The sequence below is a fragment of the Sedimenticola hydrogenitrophicus genome, from assembly GCF_029017505.1.
GTDB lineage: Bacteria > Pseudomonadota > Gammaproteobacteria > Chromatiales > Chromatiaceae > Sedimenticola > Sedimenticola hydrogenitrophicus_A.
The window spans coordinates 1-1,639 of sequence record NZ_JAQGEI010000091.1 but is presented as its reverse complement, the minus strand read 5'-3'; the positions used below and the strand labels follow the sequence as shown (position 1 = coordinate 1,639).

Genomic DNA, 1,639 nt, shown 5'->3' with positions numbered 1-1,639 from the left:
GCATCCTGATATGGATTGACCTGTCAAGTATCTGCACTGACTGTCAAATATCCGCACTGACTGGCCGGTTAAGTATCTGCACTGATTTTCATGCTTTTCCTTTCTTGGTCAATGGCTTCGGCTCAGGGTATGCAAGGCAATTTAGCGACGGTGGATCACTCTGATATACGTGGGTTGGTTACCGACCGGACTTCACTTCGTCGCGGAGCTGCCCTTCTCTACAGTCGTGGGTCTGTCCTCCTTTCAGAGGACGCCACATAGGATGCCCAGGGGTTCTCCTCGCTGGCCTCACCTACCCTGAGCCGAAGCCATTGACGCCCGTTCATGCCAGCGACTTGCTGCCGTGCGCCTTGCCCGTGACCTCGCAGGCGATCGCCCAAACAAAGCCCACCAACTCCCGCGCCACGGCCGTGGTCACTTGCTGCTTGAGCTTGCCCGCCGCAAACAGATGGTGATAACGCCCACAAAGCCGTTTCTGCGCCTGCCAGGCGATGGCCTGGACCGCCGGGGAGGTCAGCGCCGCGCGTTGCTCGATGACCCGCGTCTTGCGCGCCGGGAAGCGGTAACTCCAGCCCGCCTCCACCAACACTCGACGTACATGGCCGTTCCCCGCCCGGGTGATCGCCCCCTGGCGACGGCTCCCGCCGCTGGAGTGTTCGCTCGGCACCAACCCCAGATACGCCATTAACTGACGCGGGGAGTCGAACCGGCTGATGTCCCCCAATTCCGCCAGGGTGGTCATCGCGGTGATCAGGCTCACCCCGCGCAGGGCCATCAGCGCCTCGACCACCGGCCTGAGCGACCAGCCCGCCAGTGACTGACGCATTTGCTGTTCCAGGCCGCTGACCCGCCGCTGCGACTCTTTCACCGCTTCGATGTACTCCTGCAAGACGATCTGCTGCAGCGGGGCGTCGAACTTCACCATCGCCAGCCAGCGCCAGTGGGCCTGGGTCCAGCGGCTCTTGCCCTCGTAAACCCGGCCGTGACGCAGCAGGAAGGCCCCCAGGCGTTGCCGGGCCTTGGTCTCGATCGCCTTCATGTCCTCACGCGCCCGCGTCAGATCGCGAATCGCTTCCTGCTCCTGATTGGGCACCCACACCGCGGTCAGTTCCCCAGAGCGCGACAGCCGCGCCAGACCCAGCGCATCGCGCCGATCGGTCTTCACCCGCTCGCCGGCCTTGCGCGGGATCAGCGACGGCGCCACCACCTCGCAGGCGTGGCCGCTGGCGATGATCTGCCGGTACAGCCCATAGCCGCACGGACCCGCCTCGTAGGCGAACAGTATCTGCTCCCCGCCGTACTGAGCACTCAGCCGCTCCAGCAGCTTGGCAACCGCCTTGGGCCGGTTTCTGATTTCGCCTTGATACTCCGGCTGGCCCCGGCCGCACTCGGCCACCGCCACTGCAATGGTCTCCTTGTGGACGTCCAAACCCACATAGACCCCGTAGAGCCGCTCCGCGTGCTCCCGCGCGTGCATGACACCCGCGAGCCCCGACATCGGCTCCAACGCGTTAACCACTTTTCCTGTAAACTTCTTCATGACCTGCCCCCTCGATGTGGCTCTGTGTTAAAGGTTTTTCCAACCCCAACAACATAACCCACGATGTCGAGGTTGGGCAGGTCAATCCATGATGTCTAC

1 protein-coding gene is annotated in these 1,639 nt (G+C 63.2%); it reads right to left on the bottom strand.

The genetic code is table 11. The annotated features are described in order from the left end of the window. Positions 1–322 precede the first annotated feature (322 nt). Complete coding sequence (locus O9K64_RS23345; protein ID WP_275100524.1) at positions 323–1,477, bottom strand: IS110 family transposase; 1,155 nt, start codon at positions 1,475–1,477, stop codon at positions 323–325. Between the last annotated feature and the right edge of the window lie 162 nt (positions 1,478–1,639).

Excerpts from the sequence above, each read along its gene's own strand:
- O9K64_RS23345 (WP_275100524.1), bottom strand. The coding sequence starts at position 1,477 with ATGCACGCGCGGGAGCACGCGGAGCGGCTCTACGGGGTCTATGTGGGT.